Annotated in this window: 23 protein-coding genes; 11 read left to right on the top strand and 12 right to left on the bottom strand. The window is 69.7% G+C overall.

Going from position 1 to position 22,784, the window contains the following annotated elements:
• Positions 1 to 13 precede the first annotated feature (13 nt).
• The 3 genes from ON21_RS36020 to ON21_RS23335 form a co-directional block, all read right to left on the bottom strand.
• Complete coding sequence (locus tag ON21_RS36020; protein ID WP_051021252.1) at positions 14 to 604, bottom strand: DUF3558 domain-containing protein; 591 nt, start codon at positions 602 to 604, stop codon at positions 14 to 16.
• Positions 601 to 987, bottom strand: a complete 387-nt coding sequence (locus ON21_RS23340; RefSeq protein WP_157170932.1) for a hypothetical protein — start codon at positions 985 to 987, stop codon at positions 601 to 603. The genes ON21_RS36020 and ON21_RS23340 overlap by 4 nt, the downstream gene beginning before the upstream one ends.
• Before the next feature lie 199 nt (positions 988 to 1,186).
• Positions 1,187 to 2,383: an FAD-dependent monooxygenase gene (locus ON21_RS23335; protein WP_039800727.1), complete on the bottom strand. Its 1,197-nt coding sequence runs from the start codon at positions 2,381 to 2,383 to the stop codon at positions 1,187 to 1,189.
• A 112-nt stretch (positions 2,384 to 2,495) separates the two neighbouring features.
• Here ON21_RS23335 and ON21_RS23330 point away from each other — a divergent pair, with 112 nt between their 5' ends.
• Both ON21_RS23330 and ON21_RS23325 read left to right on the top strand, forming a co-directional pair.
• The gene (locus tag ON21_RS23330; protein WP_039800725.1) at positions 2,496 to 3,212 is read left to right on the top strand and encodes a TetR/AcrR family transcriptional regulator; all 717 of its coding nucleotides are present in this window, start codon (positions 2,496 to 2,498) and stop codon (positions 3,210 to 3,212) included.
• Positions 3,213 to 3,235: 23 nt separating this feature from the next.
• Positions 3,236 to 3,658, top strand: a complete 423-nt coding sequence (locus tag ON21_RS23325; RefSeq protein WP_039800761.1) for a limonene-1,2-epoxide hydrolase family protein — start codon at positions 3,236 to 3,238, stop codon at positions 3,656 to 3,658.
• 7 nt (positions 3,659 to 3,665) lie between these two features.
• Here ON21_RS23325 and ON21_RS23320 read toward each other — a convergent pair whose 3' ends face one another.
• Positions 3,666 to 3,938, bottom strand: a complete 273-nt coding sequence (locus tag ON21_RS23320) for a hypothetical protein (protein WP_039800723.1) — start codon at positions 3,936 to 3,938, stop codon at positions 3,666 to 3,668.
• Between the two features lie 86 nt (positions 3,939 to 4,024).
• Between ON21_RS23320 and ON21_RS23315 the strand changes: the two genes are divergently transcribed.
• From ON21_RS23315 to ON21_RS23300, 4 genes are all read left to right on the top strand, one after another.
• Positions 4,025 to 4,393: a DUF488 domain-containing protein gene (locus ON21_RS23315; RefSeq protein WP_039800720.1), complete on the top strand. Its 369-nt coding sequence runs from the start codon at positions 4,025 to 4,027 to the stop codon at positions 4,391 to 4,393.
• Positions 4,394 to 4,659: 266 nt separating this feature from the next.
• Complete coding sequence (phoH2, locus tag ON21_RS23310; protein ID WP_039800718.1) at positions 4,660 to 6,045, top strand: RNA 5'-3' helicase PhoH2; 1,386 nt, start codon at positions 4,660 to 4,662, stop codon at positions 6,043 to 6,045.
• A gap of 189 nt (positions 6,046 to 6,234) precedes the next feature.
• Complete coding sequence (locus ON21_RS23305; RefSeq protein ID WP_039800758.1) at positions 6,235 to 6,819, top strand: LGFP repeat-containing protein; 585 nt, start codon at positions 6,235 to 6,237, stop codon at positions 6,817 to 6,819.
• 100 nt (positions 6,820 to 6,919) lie between these two features.
• A complete protein-coding gene (locus tag ON21_RS23300; RefSeq protein ID WP_039800717.1) occupies positions 6,920 to 7,777 on the top strand; it encodes an acyl-ACP desaturase in 858 nt (285 codons plus the stop codon).
• Between the two features lie 77 nt (positions 7,778 to 7,854).
• On the opposite strand, the gene ON21_RS23295 is transcribed toward ON21_RS23300, so the two are convergent.
• Positions 7,855 to 9,258, bottom strand: a complete 1,404-nt coding sequence (locus ON21_RS23295; RefSeq protein WP_039800715.1) for a class II fumarate hydratase — start codon at positions 9,256 to 9,258, stop codon at positions 7,855 to 7,857.
• A gap of 281 nt (positions 9,259 to 9,539) precedes the next feature.
• Positions 9,540 to 10,583 (bottom strand): class II fructose-bisphosphatase, encoded by a 1,044-nt coding sequence (gene glpX, locus ON21_RS23290; RefSeq protein WP_039800712.1) that lies wholly within the window; start codon positions 10,581 to 10,583, stop codon positions 9,540 to 9,542.
• A gap of 129 nt (positions 10,584 to 10,712) precedes the next feature.
• On the opposite strand from glpX, the gene ON21_RS23285 reads away from it, so the two are divergent.
• Together ON21_RS23285 and ON21_RS23280 are read left to right on the top strand one after the other, a co-directional pair.
• The gene (locus ON21_RS23285; RefSeq protein WP_039800710.1) at positions 10,713 to 11,279 is read left to right on the top strand and encodes a DUF4245 domain-containing protein; all 567 of its coding nucleotides are present in this window, start codon (positions 10,713 to 10,715) and stop codon (positions 11,277 to 11,279) included.
• Positions 11,280 to 11,467: 188 nt separating this feature from the next.
• Positions 11,468 to 11,965, top strand: a complete 498-nt coding sequence (locus ON21_RS23280) for a GNAT family N-acetyltransferase (RefSeq protein ID WP_039800708.1) — start codon at positions 11,468 to 11,470, stop codon at positions 11,963 to 11,965.
• 18 nt (positions 11,966 to 11,983) lie between these two features.
• Here the strand turns inward: ON21_RS23280 and ON21_RS23275 are convergent, their stop codons facing one another.
• The 4 genes from ON21_RS23275 to ON21_RS23260 are packed head-to-tail and all read right to left on the bottom strand — an operon-like array spanning position 11,984 to position 14,595.
• Positions 11,984 to 12,328 (bottom strand): VOC family protein, encoded by a 345-nt coding sequence (locus tag ON21_RS23275; protein WP_039800705.1) that lies wholly within the window; start codon positions 12,326 to 12,328, stop codon positions 11,984 to 11,986.
• The gene (locus ON21_RS23270; RefSeq protein ID WP_039800703.1) at positions 12,325 to 12,600 is read right to left on the bottom strand and encodes an exodeoxyribonuclease VII small subunit; all 276 of its coding nucleotides are present in this window, start codon (positions 12,598 to 12,600) and stop codon (positions 12,325 to 12,327) included. Before ON21_RS23270 ends, ON21_RS23275 begins: the two co-directional genes overlap by 4 nt.
• A 1-nt stretch (position 12,601) precedes the next feature.
• The gene (gene xseA / locus ON21_RS23265; RefSeq protein WP_039800701.1) at positions 12,602 to 13,921 is read right to left on the bottom strand and encodes an exodeoxyribonuclease VII large subunit; all 1,320 of its coding nucleotides are present in this window, start codon (positions 13,919 to 13,921) and stop codon (positions 12,602 to 12,604) included.
• On the bottom strand, positions 13,918 to 14,595 hold the full coding sequence (locus tag ON21_RS23260) for a lipid droplet-associated protein (RefSeq protein ID WP_039800698.1): 678 nt from the start codon (positions 14,593 to 14,595) through the stop codon (positions 13,918 to 13,920). The genes xseA and ON21_RS23260 overlap by 4 nt, the downstream gene beginning before the upstream one ends.
• 276 nt (positions 14,596 to 14,871) lie before the next feature.
• On the opposite strand from ON21_RS23260, the gene ON21_RS23255 reads away from it, so the two are divergent.
• The gene (locus tag ON21_RS23255) at positions 14,872 to 15,882 is read left to right on the top strand and encodes a 4-hydroxy-3-methylbut-2-enyl diphosphate reductase (RefSeq protein WP_039800695.1); all 1,011 of its coding nucleotides are present in this window, start codon (positions 14,872 to 14,874) and stop codon (positions 15,880 to 15,882) included.
• A gap of 37 nt (positions 15,883 to 15,919) precedes the next feature.
• Here the strand turns inward: ON21_RS23255 and ON21_RS23250 are convergent, their stop codons facing one another.
• Together ON21_RS23250 and ON21_RS23245 are read right to left on the bottom strand one after the other, a co-directional pair.
• The gene (locus ON21_RS23250) at positions 15,920 to 16,789 is read right to left on the bottom strand and encodes a DUF6542 domain-containing protein (RefSeq protein WP_218004135.1); all 870 of its coding nucleotides are present in this window, start codon (positions 16,787 to 16,789) and stop codon (positions 15,920 to 15,922) included.
• A 58-nt stretch (positions 16,790 to 16,847) separates the two neighbouring features.
• Positions 16,848 to 17,993, bottom strand: coding sequence for a DNA recombination protein RmuC (locus ON21_RS23245; protein WP_039800690.1), 1,146 nt, complete (start codon positions 17,991 to 17,993; stop codon positions 16,848 to 16,850).
• A 306-nt stretch (positions 17,994 to 18,299) separates the two neighbouring features.
• On the opposite strand from ON21_RS23245, the gene ON21_RS23240 reads away from it, so the two are divergent.
• Together ON21_RS23240 and ON21_RS23235 are read left to right on the top strand one after the other, a co-directional pair.
• Positions 18,300 to 19,475 carry an exonuclease SbcCD subunit D gene (locus ON21_RS23240; protein WP_039800687.1) on the top strand — a complete coding sequence of 392 codons (1,176 nt, stop codon included), beginning with the start codon at positions 18,300 to 18,302 and terminating at the stop codon, positions 19,473 to 19,475.
• Positions 19,476 to 19,509: 34 nt separating this feature from the next.
• Complete coding sequence (locus ON21_RS23235; protein WP_039800685.1) at positions 19,510 to 22,707, top strand: AAA family ATPase; 3,198 nt, start codon at positions 19,510 to 19,512, stop codon at positions 22,705 to 22,707.
• The last annotated feature ends 77 nt before the right edge of the window (positions 22,708 to 22,784 follow it).

Here is a 22,784-nt window from a genome sequence, read left to right as displayed (position 1 = left end):
ATTCCCCCGGTGTTCAACTGCCCGCGGGCAGCAGCGGTGCGACTGCACTGGCGATATCGGTGGCGTTGTCGCATGGCGACAGTTTGCGTGGGTGTTTGCCGCTCGGATCGTCGACGAGGATGTACAGCGAGCCATCGTGCATCTCGACATTGAGCGTGCAGCCACCGGGAACGTCGGGTCGGGCTTCGTACCGCAAGGCATTCCGGCCGCCGACCGGGATGCTTGTGGCCGAAGGAAACTTCGCCTTCACCTGATCGAGTGTTCCGTTGGTTGTCTGGATCGTGAGGCCGTACCCGGCTCGGGCGACATACCGGCAGCCTTTCCAGCTGATGCCGCCGGTGCTGGTCTGTTTCGGTGCGGGCGGCAATGCGTCCCACTGATGTTCGGCCAGGAACTGGGATGACAGTGCGGTGCAGGGATCGAACGACGTCTGCGTACCGGTGGTGGAGCTCGTCCGAGCATCGGAAGGATCCGGTCGCGTCGTGGTGGTAGCTGTTTGCGATGACGCCGTCTCGTCACCACATCCAGTGAGCAATACTGCCAGCGTCGCCATAACGGTGAAACCGGCCTTCGATCGACGATTCATGTACTCGCTGCCGGTCATCTGTCGAGTTCCCGCATTTTCGCTGCGAATTCGGCGTCGGTGCGCTGATAGGTATCGCCGATCGCTTTGAACATGGCTCGGATGTCCTCGGCGACGGTGAGGTAGTCGTTCAGCGTGTCATAGGCATTGTTCGGGCCGCCGAACGCTTTCTCGCGGAAAAGCCGGACCAACTCCACCGCCGACGAGAGGCGGGGATTGCCCTCGCCCAATCCCCATTGTGTTTGCTCCCCGAGATCGCGAGCGTCCGCGCGAGCGCCGGTGAGTTGGTCGATCAACTCCTGGCATGCCTGGTCGATCTCCACGAACGCTTGCGGGTCCATCCGCACCCGCAAGGCCCCGGTCTTCGCAGCTTCGATGTACCCGGGAAACGGGCTGTCCGCCATCGCCGCCCCTTCCGTCAGTGCCGTCTGACCTTATAGACGCGCCTCGTCTCGCTCCGGTTCCATCGAAACACAGCCGAATCCTCGGGTCGTCCCGTCGCGCCGCTCGTCGTCGGCCGCGCGACGGCCCCGAACTGGGATGTTGCGCCGCCGCCCGGCGGATGCGGCGAGTCCGATCGCTGTCAAGGCTGCTGACGAGCGGTCAGCGCGCATCCGCCGCGGCGATCAGCGCGGGGTAGTCCCGCAGATCGATGTCGTTGGCGGCGTTGTCGCCGAATTTCGTCATCAGCGCGAACATCCGGGAACCGAGGAACCAGTTGCGCATCTTGATGCCCCGCGCGGTTCTCGGGGCCAGGAAGCGACCGGCGTTGCTGTTGCCGGCGATCTTCGCGTAGCGCTTCATGACTTCGTCGTAGCGAGCAAAGGCGACGGTGTGGTCGCCGCCGGCCAAGGCCAGCTCACCCGCGATGACGTACGCGCCGACCACGGCGAGTCCGGTGCCGAAGCCGCCGAGGGTGTTCCCGTACCCGGAGTCGCCGACCAGCGCGACACGTCCCTTGGTGTAGCCGTCGGGCATCTGGACCTGACCGATCGAGTCCATGTAGAAGTCGTCGAATTCGGTGAGTTCGGCGAGCATTCGCGGCACCTCCCACCCGACTCCGGCGAAGGTCTCGGCGAGAATGCGCCGCTGAGCGGCGCTGTCGTCGCGGGCGTAGTCGAGTTCGGGCGCGGCGAACATGTACATCTGCTGCGCCTTCGGGCCCCCGCTGATCGCGACTCGGCCCGGAGCGTTGTGGCCGTAGGCGACCACGCGTTCGCGCGGCCCGGTGGACTTGCCGCTCCACGGGCTGGCGCCCGCGACGGCGTAGTAGTAGCCCAGGTGTTTGACGAAGTCCCGCTCGGGCCCGAAGGCCAGCCTGCGGACCCGGGAGTGGATGCCGTCGGCGCCGAAGACGAGATCGAAGGTGCGGGCGGGCGCGTGCTCGAACTCGACGTGCACGCCCGCCGAGGTCTCGGTGAGCGCGGTGATCGAATCGCCGAACAGGTATTCGCAACGGTCGGCGGTGCGCCGGTAGAAGATCTCGGACAGGTCGCCGCGCAGGAGCTCCACATCGCCGCCGGTGAAATCACCCGACATCAGCGCCAGCTCGGCGCCTCGCTCGTCCACGAAGACCGTGTCGGTCGTGCCCGTCCTGCGCTGCTCGATGTCGTCGAGCACGCCCATCCGTTCCAGCACGGTGCGGTGGGTGCGGCCCTTGAAGTCGATCGCCTGACCCCCGGGACGCAGCGCCGGAGCGCGCTCGACGACGGTGACCACGAAGCCGTAGCGGTGCAGCCAGTAGGCCAGCGCGGGGCCGGCGATGCTCGCGCCGGAGATGAGAACGGTGGTGTTGCGCATGGGAATCTCCTCGTCTCGAACTGCGTCCGATGGAAACTGTATCCGATGGACGCGGATCAGCGTATGGTAGACACAGTTTCACGTCAAGACGTTCTCCGGAAGGATTTCGGGCATGCCGACACCGACCACACTGGAACTGCTCTGGGGTACCGGTCAGCGGCCCAAGCGCGGACCGAAACCCGCGCTGTCGCTGGAGCGGATCGTCGCGGAGGCCGTCGCGCTGGCCGACGCCGAAGGACTGGCGAACCTGTCCATGCAGCGGCTGGCCGAGCGTCTCGGCTTCACGAAGATGTCGCTGTACCGCTACGTGCCCGGCAAGGCCGAGCTCGTCGCGCTGATGCTGGACACGGCCCTTGGCGCGCCGCCGGAACTGAGCGCGGGCGAGGAGGCGTCCGAGAACGACTGGCGCGACCTGCTGCGCGTGTGGTGCGAGACGATCTACGCGCGCTTCAGCGCCCACCCCTGGTCGATGGAGGTGTCGGTGGGTTTGCGGCCGGTCGGCCCGAACGAAGTCGCGTGGATGGAGTCCGCGCTCGGCGCGCTCGCCGGGACCGGGCTCACCGCCGCCGAACGGCTGGACACGATCGTCCTGCTGACCGGGCATGCCCGCAGCCTGGCGCAGCAGGTGCGAGTGGCGGACGCCGACGAATTCGAGAAGCAGATAGCGGCTCAGTTCGCCGAAATGGTGTCCGGCGCGGCCGATCGGTATCCGGCCGCGGCCGCCGCGTTCGCGGAGGGTGGCGCGGTCGCGGGCGGGGACGGCGCGCTGAAGTTCGGCATCGAGCGCATTCTCGACGGACTGGCCGTGCTCATCGCGCGCCGCGGATGATCGCCGCGGCCTACGCTCGGAGAATGACCGACGAACCCGACCTTCGACAGGACGCGACCACCACCGTGCGGGAATTCTTCGCCGCGCTGGAAATGGGCGCCTCGCAGGAGGCGATCGACCTGCTGCACCCGGACATCGTCTGGAAGAACACCTCGCTGCCCGACGTGAAAGGCGTCCGCCGGGTGGGCGGCATGCTGCGCGGCCTGCGCCGCGACTGGCTCGGCTTCGGGGTGGACATGCACCACATCGCCGCCGACGGCGACGTCGTGCTCACCGACCGCACCGACTATCTGCGCTTCGGTCCGGTGCGCGTCGGTTTCTGGGTGACCGGCACGTTCGAACTGCGCGACGGCCGAATCATCTTGTGGCACGACCACTTCAGCTGGGCGAACTTCCTGCGCGGCACGGCTGTCGGCCTCTGGCGCGCCGCGCTCACCCGCGGCTGAACCGGTCTCAGGAGTGCTGGGCCAGGTAGTCCAGATAGACCGGTCGCAGCACCTCGGCGACCGCGCCGTCACCGGCGTGGACGTAGTCGTCGAGCATGGGCAGCACGTACTTGATGTCCGCCTCGCTTTCGCCGACATTGCCCGCGGCGGCCTCCGCGGCCGGGATCGACGTGAGCAGCCGCCACAGGAACTTCACATCCCCGCGCCGCACGGCGAGCTTCATCGCCCGGTCGTGCAGCTCCTTCGACGACAGCTTCTCCAAATCCTCGTTACCGGACATACCAGCGACTCTATCCGCCGAATGGGACGACAGCGACCGCGTGGCGAATCCCGTCGCGGCTCGGACGCCGTGCTGCGATGACTGCCATGACAGGGCAACCCCACCCCGGCTTCCGGATCAAGCGCGTCTACGACGACCCCGACCCCGACGACGGCACCCGGGTGCTGGTCGACCGGCTCTGGCCGAGGGGCATCACCAAAGCGCAAGCGCGGGTCGATCGCTGGCCCAAGGAGCTCACCCCGACCACCGAGTTGCGGCGCTGGTTCCACGCCGACCGGGACGCGCGCGGCCCGGAATTCGCCCGCCGCTACCGAGCCGAACTCGCGGCGCCGGAGGTTCAGCAAGATTTGCGGGATTTGCGCGCCTTGGCCGCCGAAGGTCCGGTCACATTGCTCACGGCCGTACAGGATCCGGCGCACAGCCATGTTCCGGTATTGCTCGACGTGCTGCGTTGAACCCCCGCGACGTGCGGGTTTACGACAAATTCACGGACACGCCTCCCGGTCCCCGAGCGCGGACACCGTAATCGAAGGTAGCGTCGGGTGTGCGGGCCGCGGCGGTGTGGCTCGTACGGGAGGTCCTGACCGTGACTGAGCTACTCAGTACGAGGGGGCCGGAGCCCGGCCCTCGTGGCATCTGACGGCAACGTCGGGTCCATCAGGACGGACCGGTCCAGCGAGATCGTTCGTGCGACTGCCGCGCGAACACAGAGGAGCCCACCGTGACTGCTGCACGCTCCGTTTCCGCTCCCTCGGCGAACTCCAGCTCCGCGAAAGGCGGAGCCGCCGCGAAGGGGGCCCGCCCCTCGCAATTACCCGGCAAAACCTTCGTCATCGACACGTCCGTCCTGCTGTCGGATCCCTGGTCCTTCACGCGGTTCGGCGAACACGACGTGGTGTTACCCCTGGTGGTCATCAGTGAACTCGAAGCCAAACGGCACCATCATGAGCTGGGCTGGTTCGCGCGAGAAGCCTTGCGCAACCTCGACGATCTGCGCCTGCAGCACGGCAGGCTGGATCAGCAGGTGCCGATCGGCACCGAGGGCGGAACGTTGCAGGTGGAACTGAACCACACCGATCCCACGGTCCTTCCGGTCGGCTTCCGCACCGACACCAACGACTCCCGGATCCTGGCCTGTGCGCTCAACCTCGCGGCCGAGGGTCGCGAAGTGGTGTTGGTGTCCAAGGACATTCCGCTGCGGGTCAAGGCCAGTGCGGTGGGCTTGCACGCCGACGAGTACCACGCCCAGGACGTGGTGACCTCGGGCTGGTCCGGCATGGTCGAACTCGATGTCAGCACGGCGCGCATCGATCAGCTCTACGCCGAGTCGGTGATCGATCTCGACGAGGCGCGAGAGCTGCCCTGCCACACCGGCGTTCGGTTGCTCGGCGTCAGCTCCAGTGCGCTGGGCCGGGTCACGCCGGACAAGCGGGTGCAGCTGGTGCGCGAGCGCGAGGCGTTCGGGCTGCACGGCCGGTCCGCCGAGCAGCGCATCGCGCTCGACCTGCTGCTGGACGAGAGCGTCGGCATCGTCTCGCTCGGCGGCCGGGCTGGTACCGGCAAGTCGGCGCTGGCGTTGACGGCGGGCCTGGAGGCGGTGCTGGAACGGCGCACGCAGCGCAAGGTGGTGGTCTTCCGCCCGCTGTACGCGGTGGGCGGCCAGGACCTGGGCTATCTGCCCGGCACCGAGAGCGAGAAGATGGGCCCGTGGGCGCAGGCGGTCTTCGACACGCTCGACGGGCTGGCCAGCCGCGAGGTGATGGAGGAGGTGCTCAGCCGCGACATGCTGGAAGTGTTGCCGCTGACCCACATTCGCGGACGGTCGCTGCACGACTCCTTCGTGATCGTGGACGAGGCACAGTCGCTGGAGCGCAACGTGCTGCTCACGGTGCTCAGCCGCCTGGGAACCGGCTCGCGGGTGGTGCTCACCCACGATGTGGCCCAGCGCGACAACTTGCGCGTCGGCAGGCACGACGGGGTCGCGGCGGTGGTGGAGAAGCTCAAGGGCCATCCGCTCTTCGCACACATCACGCTGACCCGCAGCGAGCGCTCGCCGATCGCGGCGCTGGTCACCGAGATGCTGGAGGAGTACGGCCCCAACGCCTGATCCAGCAGCGCCGTTCGACGGCGTGTTTCACCGCATGTCCGGCGGGTATCATCCGCCGCGATAGCTGATCGGTATGACCCGGTGGCCGCTCGTCGGTCACCGGGTCATCGTCTGACCATCGACCGAGGCTGTGCGCGGCGTCGCGACGGGACCCGTGCTGTGCCTACAGCCCACAGCGAGAGGATGGACATGCACCACTTCGCTCGACGAACGGCTGGATTCACCGCAGTACTCGCCGCGGCAGGGCTGGTCCTGGCCGGCTGCGGCGACGACGACAACAAAGGCGACGGCGCCAAGACCGGTATGGCCAGCATGACCGGTATGGTCACCTCGATCGCGAACCCCACCACCAGCGCCGGGATGACCACACCCACCGGAGCGAGCCCGACGAGCCCCACGGGCGCGGCCGAGGCGACGACCAAGATCGCGACACCGGCGGGCGAGATCGCCGTCGAAGGCGACATCTACGACAAGTATGTGCAGCTCGGCGGCCCTACCGGCCCGCTCGGCCTGCCGCTGCAAGCCGAAGAGGACGCCCCCGACGGGGGTGACTACCAGGACTTCGCGGGCGGCACGATCTACGAGCCCAAGGAGGGCGAACCGCACGTCGTCTGGGGCGAGATCCGCAAGGCGTGGGAAGACAACGGCGGTGCGCAAGGGCCGCTCGGCTACCCGGTCAGCGACGAGAAGGACATCCCCGGCGGTAAGCAGAGTGACTTCACCGGAGGCACCATCACCTGGGTGAACGGTACTATCACCGTCACGCCGAAGTAGGGCCGTCTGCTCGGCGTCCGGGATCGCGGTGTGGTCTCGGTTGTCTGTGAATCCCATCCATCCGTTCCCGCTCCGCGGGCCAAGCCGCTAGGTTGTCTCGGTGCAAACTCTCCTGACCGATCGCGAATTGCTCGAATCGCTCGCGGTGGACGTAGAACTGCTGCTGCGTAAGCACGTGGACGTCGCCGACGGGTGGCAGCCGCACGACTTCGTGCCGTGGGACGACGGGCGCAACTTCGCCTTCCTCGGCGGTACCGACTGGGCGGCGGAGCAGTCCGAGCTCAGCGAAACCGCCAAACTGGCGTTGACCGTTTCGGTGCTGATCGCCGACAACCTGCCCTCGTATCACCGCGAGATCGGCAAGTACCTGCGCACCGGCGCGTGGTGGCGCTGGGTCGGCCGCTGGACGGCCGAGGAGAACCGCCACGAGATCACCATCCGCAACTACCTCATGGTGACCAGGGCCGTCGATCCGGTGGAACTGGAGCGGTTGCGCATGGAGCACATGACCAAGGGCTTCCGCCGCCCGGCGATGCACTTGCTCGACGTGCTGGCGACCTGTGCGTTCGAGGAGGCGGCCAGCGCGGTCCGCCATCGCAATATCGCGGCGCTCGGCGAGAATCCCCTGGTCACCGCCATCGCCGAGCGCATCGCGCTGGACGACGAACTGCAATCGGTGTTCTTCGCCGACCTGGTGGCGGCGGCGCTCGATCTGGCGCCGGACCAGACCGTGCGGGCCATCGCCGACCGGGTCGCCGGCTTCGAGGTCCCGACGGTGACGCTGGCGGACGGCCGCAGCAGCGACGTGGTGCTCGCCGAGGCGGGCATCTACGACCGGGCCAAGGAGGGCGAGCTGGTCTTCGCTCCGCTGCTGAAGCGATGGAACATCTTCACCCGCACCGATTTCGGTCCCGACGGTGCGGCCGCGCGTGACGAACTCGCGCACCTGCGCGACTGAACCGCATCGCGGAACAGCGAACGAACGCCGCCTCGGCAGCCACCGGCTACCGAGGCGGCGTTCGTTTCCGGTGCCGCTCAGTCCTGGTTCTTCACCTTGGCCATGGCCAGCACGTCGAGGCGGCGGTCGAGTTCCTCCTCGGTCAGCTTCTCGTCCAGCAGGCCGCGGTCGATGACCGTCTGCCGGATGGTCTTCTTCTCCTTCAGCGCTTCCTTCGCGACCGCCGCCGCCTCCTCGTAGCCGATCGCCGAGTTCAACGGCGTCACGATCGACGGGGAGGACTCGGCGAGCGTGCGCAGGTGCTCGACGTTGGCGACCAGGCCGCGCACGCACTTGTCGGCGAACAGGCGGGAGACGTTGGCCAGCAGTCGGATCGACTCCAGCAGGTTGCGCGCCATCACCGGGATGTACACGTTCAGCTCGAAAGCGCCGTTCGCGCCCGCGAACGCCACCGCGGCATCGTTGCCGATCACCTGCGCGCCGACCTGGGTCACCGCCTCGGGCAGCACCGGGTTCACTTTGCCGGGCATGATCGAGCTGCCCGGTTGCAGATCCGGCAGCTGGATCTCGGCCAGTCCGGTGAGCGGGCCCGAGCCCATCCAGCGAATGTCGTTGGCGATCTTGGTCAGGCTCACCGCGATCGTGCGGAGCGCGCCGGACGCCTCGACCAGGCCGTCGCGCGCGGCCTGCGCCTCGAAATGGTCCTCGGCCTCGCGCAACGCATCGATGTCGGTGGCGCGCACGAGTTCCGCGACGACCCGCGCGCCGAAGCCATCGGGCGCGTTCAGGCCGGTACCGACCGCCGTGCCGCCGATGGGCAGTTCGCCCAGCCGCGGCAGCGTCGCCATGATGCGGTCGATGCCGGCGGCCACCTGCCGGGTGTAGCCGCCGAATTCCTGGCCGAGGGTCACCGGGACGGCGTCCATCAGGTGGGTGCGGCCGGACTTCACCACGGTGCGCCATTCCGCCGACTTGTCCAGCAGCGCCAGCCGCAGATGCTCCAGCGCCGGGACCAGATCGGTGATCACCGCTTCGGTGGCGGCGAGATGCGTTGCGGTGGGGAAGGTGTCGTTGGACGACTGGGACATGTTCACGTCGTCGTTCGGGTGAACGGTGACGCCCTTCGCCTTGGCCAGCGAGGCGATCACCTCGTTGGCGTTCATGTTCGAGCTGGTGCCGGAACCGGTCTGGAAGACGTCGATCGGGAACTGATCGTCGTGTTCGCCGCGCGCGATCTCGTTCGCCGCGGCGATGATGGCATCGGCCTTCACGGGATCGAGCAACCCCAGGTCACGGTTGACCGTGGCGCACGCCGCCTTCAGCAGGCCGAGCGCGCGAATCTGCGCCCGCTCCAAGCCGCGTCCGCTGATCGGGAAGTTCTCCACGGCCCGCTGGGTCTGCGCCCGCCACAAAGCGTCCACCGGAACCCGGACCTCGCCCATGGTGTCGTGCTCGATGCGGTACTGCGTCTCCTCGCTCATGATCCCGACCCTATGCCGCGGCAGCGGCCCGTGGGGCAGCCACGCCTGAGGTCATTGGCACACCTCGGCAGGCCTGCGCTCGGGAATAGGAACCGTCCGCTCGGGTGCCCGCACCATGGCCCGAAGCTGTGCGTCACGAACACGCGCGGGTACATCGGTCCGCAAGAGGGCACGGTGAAATCAGGTGCCGCGGTTCCCGCACTGCGGCACCACCGACCCCAGCTCCCTATTTGGAGCGAAGCGAGACCGAGCATGCGCCGCGACGAAGTCGCGGCCGAATATCACGGCAGCGGCGGCACCGCGTGTTCGTCGCCGATGAAATCGACCGAGGAGTATTCGCGCAGCTTGGTCAGGCGGTGGTAGGCGTCGATCATGCGGACCGTGCCGGACTTCGAGCGCATCACGATCGACTGGGTGGACGCGCCGCCGCCGTAGTAGCGCACGCCGCGCAGCAGGTCGCCGTCGGTCACGCCGGTGGCGCAGAAGAACACGTTCTCACCGGAGACGAGGTCTTCGGTGCTCAGGACGCGGTCGAGGTCGTGGCCGGCGTCGATGGCCTTCTGCCGCTCCTCGTCGTCCTTCGGCGCGAGCATGCCCTGCAGCTCACCGCCCATACAGCGCATCGCGGCGGCGGCGATGATGCCCTCCGGGGTGCCGCCGATGCCGACCAGGATGTCGGTGCCGGAGTCGGGGCGGGCCGCGGCGATCGCGCCCGCGACGTCGCCGTCGGAGATCAGGCGGATGCGGGCGCCCGCCGCACGCACCTGCTGGATGAGCTCGGCGTGCCGGGGACGGTCCAGGATGCAGACGGTCATGTCGGACTTCGAGGAGTGCTTGGCCTTGGCGACGCGGCGGATGTTCTCCGCGATCGGGGCCGAGATATCGATCACATCGGCGGCGTCGGGGCCGACGGCGATCTTGTGCATGTAGAAGACCGCGGACGGATCGAACATCGCGCCGCGCTCGGCGACCGCCAGCACCGAGATCGCGCCGGGGACGCCCTTGGACATCAGCGTGGTGCCGTCGATCGGGTCCACCGCGAAGTCCACTTCGGGGCCGGTCCCGTCGCCGACGGCCTCGCCGTTGTACAGCATGGGCGCCTCGTCCTTCTCGCCCTCGCCGATGACGACGATGCCGCGCATGGACACCGAACTGACCAGCTGCCGCATGGCGTCGACGGCGGCGCCGTCGCCCCCTTCCTTGTCACCGCGACCGACCCACCGGCCCGCGGCCATCGCCCCGGCCTCGGTCACGCGGACCAGCTCGAGTGCGAGGTTGCGGTCGGGCGCCTCGCGGCGGCTAGGTGTGGGGGAAGTTGCCGTCATTGCGGGGTGCCTCCTGTGCGTCGGGACGTACCGGTCGATTGTCTCATTCGATGTGGCACGGCCGTACACCCCTGCTCGTGGTGTCGGGGTGCGCGGGGCTGCGTCGCCGCACGAGTGGATACTGGGAGCGTGTCGTACCAAAAGCCGCGCATCTTGAACGACTACCGGGATCTGTTCTGGTCGCTGATCCCGTTGGTCCTGATCGCGCTGGTGTTCGCCGGGCTGGCCAGCCAGTGCAGTTTCGCCGCGAACGGTCCGACGCAAGGGCAGATCCCGCATTTCGACGCGCGCGCGGCGCTCACCGCCGACGCTCGTTCCCTGCCCTTCCCGATTCGCAACCCGGACCTGCCCGCGGACTGGACGCCGAATTCCGGCAGTCGCGAGTCCATCGGCGGCAACGGCGGCGGGCCGGTCAGCACGGTCGGCTATATCACGCCGCAGGGCACCTACATGCGGTTCACCCAGAGCAACGCCACCGAGGAGGCGCTGGCCAGGTTCGTGCTCGGGTCACGCTACGCCAGCGGCACCGAGCAGGTCGGCGCCCAGAAGTGGATCGTCTACGCCGAGCAGGGCTCGGAGACCGCGTGGATCACCGACCTCGGTCGGTCCCGCGTGCTGATCACCGGCGCGGGCAACCACGCGGCGTTCACCACGCTCGCCGAGGCGATCACGGCGGCGCAACCGCTGAAGCCCTGAAATCCGCTTGTCGTCGGCGGCGCGCGTTCGTTAGGCTCGCCGCGGTACGAGACACGTGCCGAACCGGTTTTCGGAGGTCGATGAATATGGCTGCTCCCAGCCGTCTTTCGCATGCCCTTCGCCGGTTCGCGCGCCACTGATTCCCCGCAGACGCGGACCGGTCTTCCCTAGACGACCAGGAGTATCACGTGTCTGTTTCCCTTTCCTCCGATCTGCGCACCGAACGGCTGATCCTGCGGTCGTGGACCGCGGATGCGGCGGCCGCCGTGCTCGACGACCGCCGTGACGCCGCGTGGGCGGCGGATTTCCCGGCGGATGGCGATCGCGTCATCGCCGGCCTGCTCGCGGCGCATCCAGCCTGGCTCGGGCCGTTCGGTCACCGGCTCGTCGTCGAGCGCTCGAGCGGGCTCGTCGTCGGATCGATCGGGCTGTTCTGGCCGCCCGCCGACGGCGATCTCGAGCTCGGGTACGGCATCGTCGCCTCGCGGCGCGGTCGCGGTTACGCCACCGAAGCCACCGTCGTCCTCACGGCGCACGCGTTCACCGCGCCGGGCGTTCGCGCGGTGCACGCCGATGTGGAACTGTCGAATCCGCCGTCGGTGCGAGTGCTGGAGAAAGCCGGATTCGAGCGGGTGAGCAGCGCGGACGGCATCGCACGGTTCCGCGCCGCGGCCGCGTCGCACTGACGAGGCCCGGGGCCGTCGTCAGCGGTGGCTCACCACGTTGACGATGGTCCCGCTCGGGTCTCGGACGAAGAAGCGGCGCACGCCCCACGGCTCGTCGCGCAACGGGTAGACGACCTCGGCGCCCGCGGCGGTCACCGCCGCGTGCACGGCGTCGACGTCGTCCACCTCCACGCTCATGTCCGGCTGGAGTTGTTCGGCGTCCGGACCGACGAGCAGCACCTGGGCGGTCGGGTTGGACGGCGAGGCCATCGTCACCACCCAGCCCAGGTCCATCGCCTCCTGGAAGCCGAGCAGCCGGTAGAAGTCGCGGCTGGCGGCCAGGTCGTCGGTGCGGATGTCGGGCGTGGCGCGGCGGATGGTCATTCCCGCCGCTCCAGATCGGTGCGGTGCAGCGCGTCCTCGACACGCTTGCGCGCACCCGCCAGATGTTCTTCGCAGCGGTTGGCCAGCGCCTCGCCGCGCTCCCACAGTGCGAGGGATTCGTCCAGGTCGAGACCGCCTTGCTCGAGGATCTTGACGACGTTGACGAGTTCGTCGCGCGCGCGTTCGTAGCCGAAACCGGCGATCTCGGCGGCGTCGTCGGCCGGGTCGGCGCCCGTCCCGTCGGTTCCCGTGGGCTTGCCGGACTCGGCCAAATCAGTTCCTCCCTGTGTCGGTGTTCTTCACGCCGAGGGCCTTGGTGCCGAGCGCGGCGGCCGAGATGGCGCCGTCGGCGACCCGGATGCGCAGCTGGCTGCCCGCGGGCGCGTCGTCGATCGAACGCACCACCTCGCGTTCCCGCCCGGTGACCCGCTGGACGACAGCGTAACCACGGGCCAGCGTGGCGGCCGGGCCGACGGCGGTGAGTTTCTCGCGCAGATGCCGGGTGGCGGTGGCTTCGGTGCGGATGAACTGCTCGGCGCAGCGGTGCGCGGCCGTGCGCAGGCGTTCGACCTCTTCGCGGCGGCGATCGATCTCGCGCAGCGGGTCGGCCAGCACGGGCCGCGACCGCAGCTGGGCGAGCGCCTTGGTCTCCCGGTCGACCCAGCCCCGCAGGGCGGCTGCGGTGCGTTCGCGCAATTCCCGGATGCAGGCCAGTTCGGCGGCGGCATCCGGGACGATTCGTTTGGCGGCGTCGGTCGGCGTCGCCGCGCGCAGATCGGCGACGAAGTCACTGAGCGGATTGTCCGGTTCGTGGCCGATCGCGCTCACGATCGGCGTGGTCGCGGCCACGATGGCGCGGCAGAGCGCCTCGTCGGAGAACGGCAGCAGGTCCTCCACGCTGCCGCCGCCGCGGGCGAGCACGATCACGTCGACGTCGGGATGCCGATCGAGTTCGGCCAGCGCCGTGAGCATCTGCGCTACCGCGGTCGGCCCCTGCACGGCGGTGTTGCGGACCTCGAAACGCACCGCGGGCCAGCGATTGCGAGCGACGCTCAGCACATCGCGCTCGGCGGCGCTCGCGCGGCCGGTGATCAGGCCGATGGTGCCGGGAAGGAACGGGATCGGGCGCTTGAGCCGGGGATCGAACAGGCCCTCGGCGTCCAGCAGCGCCTTCAGCCGTTCGATGCGGGCCAGCAGTTCACCGATGCCGACCGGCCGGATCTCCAGGACGCGCAGCGAGATCGTGCCGCGCCCGGTGAAGAAGGAGAGCTTGCCGTAGACGACCACCCGGCTGCCCTCTTGCAGGGGAACAGGGGAATTCCGGATGAGGTCGGGATCGCAGGTCACCGACAGCGACATGTCGGCGGACGGGTCGCGCAGCACCAGGAACGCGGTGCGCGTGCCAGGACGAAGATTGATCTGGGTGATCTGGCCCTCCACCCAGATGCTGCCGAGCCGGTCGATCCACTGGGCGACCTTGATGGAGACCGAACGCACCGGCCACGGGTGCTCGGCGGAGTTGGCCGGTGCGGCGGGTTGGCCGGAGGTCTCCCGGCCAGCCGTCGGCGTCGAGGGTGTCCGGGGTTCGGTCACTGGGCCTGCACAGTGGCGATCCGGTTCGTGAGCATGGTGACGAACGGCGCCCTGGCGCGGGTGTGCTGCTCGTACTCCAGCAGCGCGGTGAGGTCATCGATCGTCAGCAGGCGCAGGCGGGCGCGCAACTGGGCCAGGGTCATGTTGGCGTAGTCGTAACGGGTGGCGACTTCCGGTTCGGCGATGACGGGCGCCTCCGCGGCGGGCTCGGGATCGGTGTCCGGGTCAGCCGGTGCCGGGTCGGCCGGGTCCGGCTCTTCGGCCGGTGGTTCGCCGATCGGCGTCACCGAGGCGACATGACCGTTGGTCGCACCGGTGTGGGTGTCGTCCGTGGCGAAGGACTCGGGAGCGAGGGACGGCTCGGGATCGTCGGCGGTGTAGAGGTCGAATCGGCTGGTGCGCAGCGTGCCGGGGCTCGGGTCGTCGGCGAGGTCCTCGTCGAAGGTGGCCCACTCCGGCTGCTCGACCGGGCGGTTGGACAAACGGTCGAAAACCGCGTCGCCCTTCAGGGCCAGACTGGTGACGAACTGCTGAACGTGCATCGTCGTCTGCAGTACCTGACTGATGGCCGTGATCGGGAAATTCATTGCCGCCGTTGGTAGCCGGCGGGATTCCTCGAGGGCGTATACGGCCGCGCCTGCGGCGACCCGGGCCAGAAAGGGTGGTCGAAACATGGTCCTAGCCTGCCCGAAATGGTGTGGTATGCAAAGGAGGGGCGCGCGCCGTCCGGCCATCCACCGGTTGCGGCGCACCGCCGCTCGGCGGGAATCGCGTGGCGGAGTGCTCATAGTGCGGAGAATAGACCCCGGCAGGAGTGTCCGAGACAATCGCGGCGGCCGGTCGTCGGCGCGGCCGTGTCCGCCTTCCCGCCGCTGCGGGGCGAGTTCACCCTGGTGTGACGGGCAACTCCCGCACGTGGCGCGATCCCGGGTCGCACGTATCCTGTGGGCATGTCTTCGGCCATTCCCTTGAACGTCGGAATCGCCCGCTCGGCAGGCGCCGGAAGCGCCCTCGCCGACGGCGGAAAACGCGTGCTGCTCGCGGAGCCGCGCGGGTACTGCGCCGGCGTGGACCGGGCGGTCGAAACCGTGGAGAAGGCGCTGGAGAAGCACGGTGCCCCCATCTACGTCCGCAAGGAGATCGTGCACAACCGGCACGTCGTGGAGACGCTGCGCGAGCGCGGCGTGATCTTCGTCGACGAGACCGACCAGGTCCCGGAGGGCGCGGTCGTCGTGTTCTCCGCGCACGGCGTGTCGCCCGCGGTGCACGCGTCGGCCGCCGAGCGCAGCCTGCACACCATCGATGCCACCTGCCCGCTGGTGACCAAGGTGCACCAGGAGGCGAAGCGGTTCGCCCGTGACGACTACGACATCCTGCTGATCGGTCACGAGGGCCACGAGGAGGTCGAGGGCACCGCGGGCGAGGCGCCCGAGCACGTCCAGCTGGTCGACGGGCCCGGAGCGGTGGACCAGGTCAGCGTGCGCGACGAGTCGAAGGTGATCTGGCTCTCGCAGACCACGTTGAGCGTGGACGAGACGATGGAGACGGTGCAGCGGCTGCGCGAGCGCTTCCCCGCTCTGCAGGACCCGCCGAGCGACGACATCTGCTACGCCACGCAGAACCGCCAGGTCGCGGTGAAGGCGATGGCGCCGGAATGCGATCTGGTGATCGTGGTCGGCTCGCGCAACTCGTCGAACTCGGTGCGCCTGGTGGAGGTGGCGCTCGGTGCGGGCGCAAAGGCCGCGCACCTGGTGGACTTCGCGCGCGAGATCGACCCGGCCTGGCTCGAGGGTGTTCGCACGATCGGCATCACCTCGGGCGCCTCGGTGCCCGAGATCCTGGTCCGCGGCGTGCTGGACATGCTGGCCGAACACGGCTACGGCGACGTCCAGCCGGTCACCACGGCCAACGAGACCCTCGTCTTCGCCCTTCCCCGCGAATTGCGCGACGCCCGGCGCTGAGGCCCGGCCCGCTGCTGTCGGCCCGTGGCGGCTCCGCCTACAGGTTTTCCGGCCTGCGCCGCTCCGGGCGGTTCGAATCGCGTTCCCGATAGCGCACATTGGGCTGGGGATGCGGCGGCGCATCGCGGCGGCGGCTCGCGCCGCGCGGTGGTTCACCTTCGGGCCGCGGCATGGCGGCGGTCGGGCGGGCGGCGCCCCGGGCGGGCGTCCGTCCTTCACGCGGCCGGGACGGGGCGACGCGCGGCGGCGCATCGGCTACTTGCGCCGCCGGTCGGCGGGTAGGCCGCGAAGCGGGCTGGTGGTCCGCGTCGACCGACTCCGGCTCGGCGGGCTCGTCCTTCGGGCGGCGGGTTTTGCGGCGCGACGGATCCGCGGGGCCGCGGGACGAACGGCCGGGCCTGCTCTTCTTCGCAGGCGATTTGCCCCAGCTGTCGCCCCGGCGTGACGACAGCGGCTTGTCGGCTCCCTCTTCGCGGCGGTGCTGGTAGATCCGGGCGCCACCGATCAACAGGACCACCACCGTGGCCAGCGCCATGGTCGGGAACCGGTTCACCAGCGGGATCGCCAGGTTGAGCAGGATGTCCTTGATCGAGGTCGAGTCGCGGCCGGTGAGCTGCTGATAGGCCAGTGGCACGGCGACGAACAGCAGCAGTGGCGGCAGCACCATCGTGCTGAACAAGCCCCGGTAGCGGACGGCGGCGACGGCCGCCACACAGCCGACGACGTACAGCGCGGCGAACGTGCCGGTCAGCTCGGCACTGCCGCCGCTGGCATCGATCAGGAATCCCAGAAACGTGCAGGCAACCGCGATCAGGATCGCCGCGCCGACCGGGATCCCCGGCACCGACGGCAGGATCGAGCGTTGCGGCGCGGGCACCCGGGATCGCACACGTTCGGAAGCAGCCACGATATGCACACTAGTTGCCGCCGCTCGCGGCGGCGTGGCGGCACGGCCATACTCCCGGTTACTCGCCCGCGTCGGCGAAGCTCACCACGCGAGGCCGGGAATCCACGCGCCCTATCTCGGGCACTTCCTGCTCGGCTATCTCCAGCTCGTGCAGTTTGCGCGCGGTGACCATCACCCGCGACTCCACCGAGGCCACGGTGTCATTGAAAGCCTCGACGGCCCTGCCGAGTTGCGCTCCCAGCCGGTCCAGGTGTTTTCCCGTCATGCCGAGCCGGCGATACAGCTCGCGGCCGAGACGCTGCACCGTGGCCATGTCCCTGGACAGCGCCTCTTGCCGCCAGCCGAAGGCGATGGTGCGCAGCAACGCGATCAGGGTGGTCGGAGTAGCGAGGATCACATTGCGGCCGAACGCGTACTCCAGCAGCTCGGAGTCGGTGGTCAGGGCGGCGTCCAGGAACGGATCGCCGGGCACGAACAGCACCACGAATTCCGGCGCGGGGTCGAAGGCGGCCCAGTACGCCTTGTCCGACAGCTGGTCGACATGCGCGCGTAGATGTCTGGCGTGCCTGCCGAGCAGCTCGGCGCGCAGGTCGGGGTCGTCGGTGCCGCAGGCGTCCAGGTAGGCGGCGAACGGCACCTTGGCGTCCACCACGATGTGCCTGCCGCCCGCCAGGCGCACCACCAGATCGGGTCGCACCGTGCGGTCGTCGGCGCCGCGACCGGTGCGGCTCACCTGGGTCTGGAAATCGCAATGCCTGGTCATCCCGGCCAGCTCGACCACCCGCTCCAGCTGGATCTCGCCCCATCGTCCCCGTACCTGCGGCGCGCGCAGCGCCGCGACCAGCTGACCGGTCTGCCCGGTGAGCTGGTGCGAGGTGCGCTGCATGCTCGCGACCTGCTCGCGCAGGCTCGAATACGCCGACAGCCGCTGCCGCTCGACCTGCTGGATGTGCTCGTTCAGCGCCCCCACCGCCGCGCGCAGGGGTTCCACCAGCGCCCCGACGGCATGCGAATGCCTGCGCGCGGCATCCTCGTTGGCCGCGGTGAGCGACTGCCGCAGCAGCCGTTCGTTGTCCGCGGCCACCGCGAGCCGCGCCTCGGCCGCCGCCGCGCGATGCCCGGCCCGCGCCGCGCGGCCCAGCCAGCCGAGGCCGAAACCGGCGGCGAACACCAGCGTCAAGGCGACGAGCATCGGTGCGGTCATAGCGCAGATAGTGCCGTACGTCACCGACAAGAACGAGTATTCGGCAACCGCCCGGCATCGCGTCGGAAACCGGCTGGGCCAGCGCGTTGCCGAGTATTCCGCATACCTGTTCGGCTTCCGGCATCCGGATCGGCCCATGTCACCGGGTTTGGGAGACCAAGAGATGCGCGAGGTTTCGGCTCGTTGCCGAACCGGGACCTGCCCGCTCGAACTCCAGTGGACACGCCGGGCCTGTGCTGGGCGAATCCGGCACAGCGGGCGGGGGCGATTGAAGTCTGTCGGTGCCTTGCCCTACGGTTTCGCGGCATGCGGATGCTGCACACCTCGGACTGGCACATCGGGCGCACGTTCCACGGGGTCGATCTGCTTGCCGACCAGGCTCGTTCACTGAACGCCATCGCGGAGCTGGTGGCCGAGGAGTCGGTCGATGTGGTGGTGCTACCGGGTGACGTGTACGACCGGTCGATCCCCAGCGCCGACGCGATCGCGGTGTGCAACCGGGGATTCGAGGCGATCCGCGCCGCGGGAGCCCGGATCGTCGCCACCTCGGGCAACCACGATTCGCCCGCACGGCTGGGCGCGGGCGCGAGCTTCGCCGCGGCGGGCGGGCTGCATCTGCGCACCACCGTGGCCGACGCCGACCGGCCCGTGCTGCTGGAGGACGAGCACGGGCCGGTGGCGTTCTACGGCATCCCCTACCTGGAACCGGAGATCACCCGCGCCGAACTCGAAGTGCCGCAAGCACGCTCGCACGCCGAGATCCTGGACGCGGCCATGGCGCGGGTGCGTGCCGACATCGCGCGGCGGCCAGGGGTGCGGACGGTGGTGCTGGCGCACGCCTTCGTGGTCGGCGGGGAAGCCACCGGATCGGAGCGCTCCATCTCGGTCGGCGGCGTGGAGACGGTCCCGCTGGCCGCTTTCGACGGCATCGACTACGTGGCCCTCGGCCACCTGCATTCACCGCAGACGCTCGCGGAGGCGGTCCGCTACTCCGGCTCGCCGCTGCCGTATTCGTTCGGCGAGAATGCGCATCGCAAGGCGGTTTGGATCGTCGAACTGGATGCGGCCGGCCTGCACGATGTGCGCCGCCGGGACCTGCCGACGGTCCGTGGCCTGAGCAAGCTGACCGGCACCCTGGACGAGTTGCTGAGCGGCGCTGAGTACGGCGCGGCCGAGGAGCACTACGTGTCCGCCGTGCTCACCGACGTCGCCCGCCCGGTCGACGCCATGCGCAAACTGCGTGAGCGGTTCCCCTACGCGGTGCACGTCGAATGGATGCGGCCCGAGGGCAGCCCGGACCTGCGCTACCGTGAGCGGGTGCACGGCCGCCGCGACATCGAAGTCGCCCACAGCTTCCTCACCGACGTCCGCGGCGCACCCAGCTCGAGCGAGATGACCTGGCTGGAGCGGGCGCTGGCCGCCGCCGTCGCCGAACCGGAGCAGGTGGCCACGGTGGCCGCGGCGGAGGAACTGACCGCATGAGCGCCCTGCCGAGTCCGGGCGTAGGCGCGGCGGCATGAGGCTGCACAAGCTGGAGATGACCGCGTTCGGCCCGTTCGCCGCCACCACGGTCGTCGACTTCGACGCGCTCGGCGCCGACGGGTTGTTCCTGCTGCACGGCCAGACCGGCGCGGGCAAGACCACGGTTCTGGACGCCATCGCGTTCGCGCTCTACGGCCGGGTTCCCGGCGCACGCGGGGAGAGCAAGCGGCTGCACTCCGATCACGCACCGGAGCACACACCGCCGCAGGTGGTGCTGGAGGCGACCTTGGGCGGGCGGCGAGTGCGGCTGACCAGGAGCCCCGAGTTCCAGCGGCCCAAGCGGGACGGCACCGGCATGCGCACGATCAATCCGAAGGCGACGCTGACCTGGCTGGACGGCCGAGGGGAGAACCTCTCCCGCATACCGGATATCGGCGACGAGGTGCTGCGCCTGCTCGGCATGAGCGCCGACCAGTTCTTCCAGGTGGTCCTGCTGCCCCAGGGTGACTTCGCTCGCTTCCTGCGGGCGGACAACGAAGATCGCGAGAAACTGCTCGAAAAACTCTTCGACACACGGCGTTTCGGCACCGCCGAGCAGTGGCTCGCCGACAAACGCCGCGCCGCCGAAGCGGATCTGGACGCTCGTACCGACGGCATCAAGCGGCTGATCACGCAGGTGGGCATGGCCGCGGGAGTCGCGGATTCGGTCGGTACGGGCGAGTGCGTCGGGTGGTCGCAGGATCTGCTTGCCACCGCGCGAGCCGATCTGGCCGCTGCCGTGGCGGAGGTCGAACGGTGCCAACAGGAATCGGCGCGCGTCCGGGAGCAGGCCGAACAGCAGCGCCGGCTGCACGAACTGCGTCGCCGCATGAGCGCGGCGCGCGCGCAACTGGACGACTACGCCGCGGGCGCCGAGCGGCGCGCCGCGCTGCAAGCCGAGCTCGACCTCGCCCGCCGGGCCGAGCCGGTCACCGCCGCCATCGACGAAGCGCGTACGGCGGTGCAGAACCAACGCAGGCGCGAGAGCGACAAGCGGACGGCGGCAACGCGACTCGCGGCCCGCCTGCTGGAACCGGCGAGCGCCGAACTCGGCGGCGCCGAACTGGTCGACGGCGATCGGGTCCGCGACAACGCCGATATCGACACGGCGATCCAACGCTGGAGCGCGCAGATCGGCGCGCTGGACGAAGTGCGGACCGACGTGGCCACCGCCACCCGGCTCGGCGGTGAACTCGACGCCCTGCGCACCGAGGACGCGAGGCTGGCCCGGCGCGTCGCCGAGCTCGCCGCGCGGCGCGAGGAACTGCCCGCCGCGCTCACCGTGGCCGAGGCCAGGCTGCGCGAGGCCACCGAAGCGGTCGCCGCACTGCCCGGCATCACCGCCGAGACCGAACGGTTGCAGGCCGCCGCCACGGCCGCCGTCGAGCTGGCCGCCCGGCGCACCGCGCTCGATCACGCCCGCGTCGAGTTCGACGCCGCCCGCGCCGCGCATCTCGACGCCAAAGAACTCGTGCTGGACCTGCGGGAGCGCAGGTTGAGCGGAATGGCCGCCGAACTGGCCGGCGAACTGGTCGACGGAAGTCCCTGCTCGGTCTGCGGTTCGACGCGGCATCCCGCACCCGCCCAGCCGACCGACAGCGCGGTGTCCAAGGACGAGGAGGAGGCCGCGGCGGCGGCCGAGCGCGCCGCGGAGGACACTCGTGATCGCGCACTGGCTCGCATCACCGGCCTGGAGCGCGAGATCGAAGCGCTGGTCGCGCGCGGCGGCGACACCGACCGTGTCGAACTCGCCGCGGCACTGCGCGCCGCGACCGACCGTTACGAGGACACCGCGGAGTCGGCCGCCAACGCCGATGGGCTGGAAGCCGAACTCACACGTCTGCGCGACGACGAGGCGCGCCTGCACGACGAACTGCGCGCATCCGAAGCGCGCCGCAGCGCGGTGGCCGCCACCGTCGACTCGACCGAGAAGCGCCTCGCCGAACTCACCGACCGGCTGCGCAGCGCGGCGGGCGCGGACCAGACCATCGACCGCCGCCGTGCCCGGCTCGCCGCCCTCGTCGCCGAGGCGACCGCCCTGCGCGATGCCCGCGCCGAAGCGACGGCGGCGCGTGAGCGGGTGTCCCTGATGGCTGATCGTGTCGAAAACCTCGCTCGCGCAGCCGGTTTCGTGCCAGAAGGTGAGTGCGGCGGTCTGCTGTCGGCTCCTGGCTCCGCGACTGCCGCCGCCGAGGGCGCGGCTCTGTCCGGGGTAGGTTCGGCTCCGCCCGGTGAGACGGCCGCGGCTTCGGGTTTCGTCGGCGCCGAGGAGCCGGCGCTTCTCGGCGTCGGCGCTCACAGCGCAGGGCGAGACGATGTCGCACGCTTGACCGCCTACGCGAAAGTCGTCAACGCCGCGTCGCGTGATCCGCGACGGCAGGCCGAGATCGAAGCGGAACTGGTCACCGCCGACCGTGCCCGTGCCGCGGCGGAAGCGGTGCTGGCGGAACCGGAGATCCGAGCGGCGTCGGAGCAGGAGCCCGGCGATCCGGCCGAACTCGACGCGCTGGTGACGGCCGCGCAGGCCGCGCTCAACGCCGCGGTGGCCGCCCATGCCGAGGCGAGCAGGCGAGCGAGCCAGCTCGAGGAGCTCGGCGGCCAGCTCTGGGCCGCCGTGGACCGGATCGCCCCGGCACAGCGAGCGTTCGAGGAACTCGACGGTCTCGCCGACCTGGTCGCCGGGCGTGGTGCGAACAACCGCCGCATGTCGCTGCACTCCTACGTTCTGGCCGCCCGCCTGGAAGAGGTCGCTCAAGCGGGATCGCTGCGACTACGCCGGATGTCCGGCGGTCGATACGAATTCGTCCACTCGGACAAGGCCGGACCGCGCGGTCGACGAGGCGGCCTCGGCCTGGACATCCGCGACGACTACACCGGAGCCATCCGCCCGGCCAAGACGCTGTCCGGCGGCGAGACCTTCATGGCCTCCCTCTCGCTGGCGCTCGGCCTTGCCGACACCGTCGCCGCCGAATCCGGTGGCCTCGTGCTCGACACCCTGTTCATCGATGAGGGTTTCGGCAGCCTGGACGCCGACACCCTCGACGCCGTCATGGGCGTCCTGGACGACCTCCGTGCGGGCGGCCGCGTGGTCGGCGTGGTCAGCCACGTGGACGAGATGCGCCAGCGCATCCCCAGCCGCCTGCACGTCGTGCGCGGCCGCGACGGCTCCCACCTCCAGGCGACCATCGCCTGAGCGCGGGCTGCTTCCGGCCCGATAGCGTCCAGCCCGTCCCACGCAGCGTTGGCGATACCGGGCTTGCGGGCGTGAGC

Source organism: Nocardia araoensis NBRC 100135 (assembly GCF_000308435.1).
GTDB lineage: Bacteria > Actinomycetota > Actinomycetes > Mycobacteriales > Mycobacteriaceae > Nocardia > Nocardia araoensis.
The sequence above is the reverse complement of the archived record's forward strand: the minus strand, read 5'-3'. Positions and strand labels throughout refer to the sequence as shown.